Genomic DNA, 6,060 nt, shown 5'->3' on the forward strand with positions numbered 1-6,060 from the left:
CGCAAATTGTATTAAGCGTAAGCTATTCAAATAAAAGATCTTAAACGATGAACTTGTTCAATATAGCATCTTGCTCTCTGACATTTTCTGTCTGAACTTGCATTGCTGAGTTCGCTTGGTCGGCAGCATCTGAAACTTGCACTGATAAATCTTTGATCTTCACAGTGTTGTTGTTTATCTCTTCCGCTACCAAGCTCTGTTCTTCTGCTGCTGATGCTATTTGAATATTCATATCCGAAATTGTTTGTATAGAGTCCCGGATTTTTTCAAGAGCGCCATTCGCTTGTTGAGCTCGGTGAACTGCATCTGATGCCGTCGTTTTACTTTGATTCATGGCGCTAGATACTGAATTAGCACCTGCTTGTAATTGCTCGATCATACTGCGAATTTCGGTCGTTGATTGTTGAGTACGTTGTGCGAGTGTTCTTACTTCATCGGCTACAACCGCAAAGCCTCGACCTGACTCACCAGCCCTTGCAGCTTCAATTGCGGCATTAAGCGCGAGTAGGTTAGTTTGGTCGGCAATATCATTAATCACTTTCAATATGGTTTCGATATTACTAGTTGCGCTTTCTAGTACTTTAACTTCTTCCACAGCCTCATCAATACGTGTCGATAGCTCATCAATTGCACTTGTGGTATCAGTTACGACTAATGTCCCTTCCTGTGTTGCATCGTCTGCAATTTTAGCGGCAGAGGCTGCCCCCTGGGCATTTGAAGCTACGTCTGATGATGTGGTGGCCATTTCATGCATTGCGGTAGCCAGTTGTTCCAGTTCGTGTAATTGGTCACGCATTGCCTCTGAAGACTCTTGCAGTCCTACAGCCGTTGCTTCCGACCCTCTCAATATTTCACCGCCAATGGCTTTCGATTGGATGATTTGTTGCTGTAGTGTACTCGTGAAGGTATTAAACCCTGTAGCCAGCTCAGAGAATTCTTTATCGGTATTCGTGTCTAGTCTTTGGGTTAAGTCACCGTCACCACTAGCAACATCTTGAATGGCTTTGTTAAGAACATCTAAAGGACCAAGAAGAGTTCGGATAAGTACCAGCAGTATTGCGATACTTATTACCAAAGAAATGATGGTGTATAGGATGGAACTGTTACGTAAATCATTTACAGAGGCATACGCTATTTCTTCATCGAGAATGACACCTACAAACCAATCTTCCCCTTCAATTCTAGCGAAGTCTAGAGTGTAAGCGACGCCATCCAATACCACTTGTTGCGGCTCTTCTAGCATACTGACGTTTGGCATATAGCTGTTGAGTGGTTTGCCGTTCTTATCTTTGTCTGGGTGGGCAATGGTTGTTCCATCACCAGCGACAATAAACACGTAACCGGCATTAAAGAGTTTTACTTGGTTTACTAAGCTTGCCAAGCTGCCCAAACTTACGTCGTAGAAGATCGCACCGATGAACTGGCCTCTATCCTTAACTGGTGTTGCAATTGAAACTAAAATTTCGTTGGTTGCTGAATCTGCATAGGGCGCAGTAATGATTAGGCTATTGGCATTTTTTGCGTCGGTGTACCAGGGTCTTACACGTGGATCCCATGTTGGCCCTGGATCCCAGCTTGGGTCGTTACTGATATTTGAACCATCGTTTTCAAACCCGATCCCTGCGAGTAGAAATGCATCTTTAACAACTGGCCGTGAAATGACATCACGAATGTGCTCGGGGGAGAGGTCAAGTTCCAACATGCTGGTGGAGTAGGCAGCAATGTTCTTCTTGCCTTCGATGACAGAGCCAACAGTATTTCTAACGCCGTCAACAATTTCGGTCACACTGGCTTCAACTTGCTCTTTTAGCTCCGCTTGCATGGTGAAGTATTGTTTTCCGGTCAGCAAAGATACGGTAACAAGAAGCAGTACTGAAGAGGCTGCGACTATTTTATGGCTAAATTTCATGGTCTTCCCTAACTAGAACTATTTATCTTAATTATAAATTTATAGTTAGTAATAGTGAGTTCAGCCAGTGAAAGTTCGGATAATCAGCAAGAAAGTCGGATATTGAAGACAAAAAAAATGATAGTGAGGCATACCTCACTATCATTAGTACTTTCGAGTTAAGTTCGACTAGACGATAAACTTATTCAGCAATTCATCTTGTTCACGAACATTGTTCGTTTGAATTTCCATTGCCATATTTGCTTCTTCGGCTGAATTAGCAACCTGTGTAGACAAATCTTTGATCTTCACAGTGTTGTTATTGATCTCTTCCGCTACCAAGCTTTGCTCTTCGGCTGCTGAAGCAATCTGAATGTTCATATCAGAGATCTGCTGAATGGAGTCACGAATACGTTCAAGAGAAGAGTTGGCTTGTTGAGCTCGCTCAACAGCTTCTGTCGCCGTATCTTTACTCTGGTTCATCGCGTTCGATACAGAGCTTGCACCCGCTTGAAGTTGTTCAATCATGCTACGAATTTCTGTAGTCGATTGTTGCGTACGCTGAGCTAGAGTTCTTACTTCATCAGCAACGACCGCAAACCCACGACCTGATTCACCAGCACGAGCAGCCTCGATTGCAGCATTAAGAGCAAGTAGGTTGGTTTGGTCAGCAATATCGTTGATAACTTTAAGAATTGTTTCGATATTAGCAGTCGCAGACTCCAAAACCTTAACTTCTTCAACAGCTTGATCGATACGAGCTGAAAGATTATCAATTGCTTTCGTTGTATCGCCTACAACCGATGTGCCATCTAGCGTTGCTTCATCTGCGTCTTTCGCYGCTGATGCCGCACCTTGAGCATTGTTCGCAACTTCTGTTGCTGTTACCGCCATTTCGTTCATTGCGGTTGCAAGTTGCTCAAGCTCTTGCAGTTGCGTACCCATTGCTGAAGCCGACTCTTGTGCACCAACTACTGTCATTTCAGTACCGCGCATGATCTCTTTACCAATCGCTTTTGACTGAGTAATTTGAGTTTGCAGGGTTTCGGTAAATGTGTTGAAACCTTTTGCAAGTTCAGAGAACTCGTAGTCGGTATTGGTATCTAGACGTTTGGTTAGATCACCTTGGCCTGAAGCTACGTCATGGATAGCATCGTTCAATTCACTAAGAGGGCGCATCAATACTCGAATTAGACCTGTTAACGCAATAACACTTAGAATCAATGCAATTACAGTGTAGATAATCGAGCTATTACGAAGATCACTCACCGCTTCAAAGGCGATAGCTTCATCAATGATAGAGCCGACATACCAATCTTCACTAGGGATGTGTGAGAATTGCACCATGTAAGACTTACCATTCATTTCGATATGTTGAGTTGACTCAGTAATAGAAACGTTAGGTAGGTAGCTGTTAAGCTTTTCGCCATTATTGTTGGTATCTGGGTGGGCGATGGTTGTGCCGTCCGCAGCAACAATGAACAGGTAACCAGCATCAAAAAGATTGATTTTATTGACTAATGTCGCGAGGTTAGTCAGTTCCATATCGTAGAACATACCAGCTACAAAGCGGCCATTTTCTTTAACTGGTGTACCAACTGAAATAATAACTTTCTTACTTGATACATCAATGTATGGGTCTGTCACTACTAGGCTGTTTTTCGCTTTTGCGTCAACATACCAAGGTCTTATTCTTGGATCATAGTCTGGGCCAGCTTCCCAGCCGTCATCATTTTCAATAACGAATCCATTGCTCTCATATCCAAAGCCAACTGCTAGAAAGCTATTTTTAAGATTTGGTTTTTCTAAAATAGTTTTCACATACTCTTGGTCTTTGGGTGCTATTTCGATTACTTCTGTAGTCGACTGAGCAAGAGATTTTTTCGCAGACATCTCAGAAACAACGGTATTTTTTACCCCGTTGACCATTTCCGTCAAACTTGCATTTACATGGCTCTCTACGGCGCTTCTCACAGTATATAGTTGCTGAATAGACAGTAACGATATGGTGACAAGCAGCAACACAGATGAAGCCCCAACAACCTTATGACTAAATTTCATGAAACGTTCCCCTTTGTCATGTTCAGCAAGTAATCAATATTATAATTTTATTGTATCGGCAAGTATGGCCTAAGCTTAATAACATTTCTGTAAACTCATGCACATAGTTTACACATTGAGRGGGTTGTGGCTAACAAAATTACACATAATCGCTGTCATTGTTTAATTTTACCCAATAAGTGGTGCATTGGTTTGTTATATGTATGAATTTTAWAGATTTGAAGGGTGTTTTGTTGGGGTTGGTTTCTGGTCAGAGCTCCGTTCTTATTGGTGTTGGCTTTCTATAGTTGTTAAAAGTGCCATTTCGAATTATATGTAATCTGTTGCTATGATAATGGTGGGTTAAATCTTTTATAGCCAATAAAAAAGCCTCACATAAGTGAGGCTTTGAGTGTTAATTGACCGTGTGCGACTTTAAAAAATTAAGTGAGCAACACCAGCAATAATTGGAAGCGTGATTAAAGTACGTAGGATGAAGATAATAAACAGCTCTACGATGTTTACAGGGATCTTACTACCTAGTAGCAAAGCGCCCACTTCTGACATGTAAATCAACTGAGTAACAGACATTGCAGCGATAACAAAACGAGTCATCTCGTTGTCAATTGAAGCAGCAAGGATTGCAGGAATAAACATATCTGCGAAGCCAACGACGATAGTTTCAGAGGCTGCAACAGCTTCTGGAACGCCAAGTAGCTCTAGGAATGGGATGAATGGTTGGCCAAGTACCGCGAATACCGATGTGTATTCTGCRACAACTAGAGCGACAGTACCTAAGCCCATAACAACAGGAAGTACACCGAAGACCATATCAACAGCATTACGAACGCCTTCGCTGAATACAGACTTAACAGATTTAACTTGAGAAGCTTTGTTGATTGCTAGCTCCATACCCCAAGATAACGTGCTGTGGCCTGCTGGGATAGCATCAGCGTCTTCGTCGCGAGAACTACCATCAATGAAGCTGTCTTTTTTCATGCTTAGTGGAGGTAGGCGAGGGATGATTACCGCAGCAACAATACCCGCTAGACAGATAGCACCGTAGAAAGGCAAGAATAGGTGTTCTAGTTCTACTTGAGCGATTACTACCAAGCTAAAAGTGATAGATACAGCAGAGAAAGTAGTACCGACTACCGCAGCTTCACGTTGGGTGTAAAACTTCTGCTCGTATTGCTTACTTGTTAATAGAATACCAACACTACCATCCCCTAACCATGACGCCATACAGTCGATAGCACTGCGACCTGGTAGGTTGAAGATAGGGCGCATGATTTTGCTTAAAAGCGTACCAAACAGTTCTAGTAGACCAAAATTTAGTAGTAGAGGAAGTAGCAAACCCGCGAAAATAAATACAGAGAACAGAGTTGGTAGCAGACCTTCTAATACAAGACCGCCAGTGTTCTCTTCCCAAATCGCTTCAGGACCTACTTGGAATACAGTCATTACAACCGCAGCACCACCAATTAAGCGCACAGCTAGCCATAACGGAGTAGGGTTGAATAAACCCTGTAAAAATGAATTACCTTCGATGAATGCAGGCTTGAAAACTTTACATAAAAGGGAAGCTACAGACATAAAGGCAATGATAGTTGCAATAATTGAAACTAAATGGTCACCCAATAAAGCTTGGATTGATTTAGCCAGAATTGCGACAGGGATAGTCAGATCACCGTTATAGCTGATAGGAGCCATAAACAGGAACAGACCGATAAGTGATGGGATTAGAAAGATCCAGAAGCTACCTTTCTTAGGTGCTTCAGCAGCATTTGTATTGTTAAGCATTATTATTCTCGTATTACTACTAGTAAAAGACGCCTGGTTCCTTGGCATATCTATTCACTAAACATCCGTATTTACTCAATTGTGGCAAGATTACCTTTCAAAAATCAGTATTGCAATACTATTCATTAAATAAAGGTAAGTATTCACATCATAAATTCTGATTTGTTGCTAACCATCAGGATTATATTTTATATATGTTATACCAGTTACGAGAATGTATCTAATGTTATGTTTTGGGAGGGGTGTTTGGGGTGGCGAAAAGTTGTAGGTAAAGCCAATAGACAAAAGCTAAGATGAAAGCGAAGGTCGCAGGGAATAATAGAGCGAGG

General features: G+C 41.9%; 3 protein-coding genes. All 3 read right to left on the reverse strand.

Going from position 1 to position 6,060, the window contains the following annotated elements; translation table 11 throughout:
• Positions 1 to 40: 40 nt before the first annotated feature.
• Entirely contained in the window at positions 41 to 1,909 is a 1,869-nt protein-coding gene (locus L4C33_RS18685) for a methyl-accepting chemotaxis protein (protein ID WP_428813919.1), read from the reverse strand.
• 168 nt (positions 1,910 to 2,077) lie between these two features.
• Complete coding sequence (locus tag L4C33_RS18690; protein WP_428813920.1) at positions 2,078 to 3,949, reverse strand: methyl-accepting chemotaxis protein; 1,872 nt, start codon at positions 3,947 to 3,949, stop codon at positions 2,078 to 2,080.
• A 414-nt stretch (positions 3,950 to 4,363) separates the two neighbouring features.
• Entirely contained in the window at positions 4,364 to 5,731 is a 1,368-nt protein-coding gene (locus L4C33_RS18695) for a YjiH family protein (protein WP_428813921.1), read from the reverse strand.
• Positions 5,732 to 6,060: the final 329 nt, after the last annotated feature.

The sequence above is a fragment of the Vibrio makurazakiensis genome, assembly GCF_050337375.1.
GTDB lineage: Bacteria > Pseudomonadota > Gammaproteobacteria > Enterobacterales > Vibrionaceae > Vibrio > Vibrio makurazakiensis.

Bases quoted from the DNA above. Each gene is read 5' to 3' on its own strand.
- L4C33_RS18685 (WP_428813919.1), bottom strand. From the start codon at position 1,909: ATGAAATTTAGCCATAAAATAGTCGCAGCCTCTTCAGTACTGCTTCTT.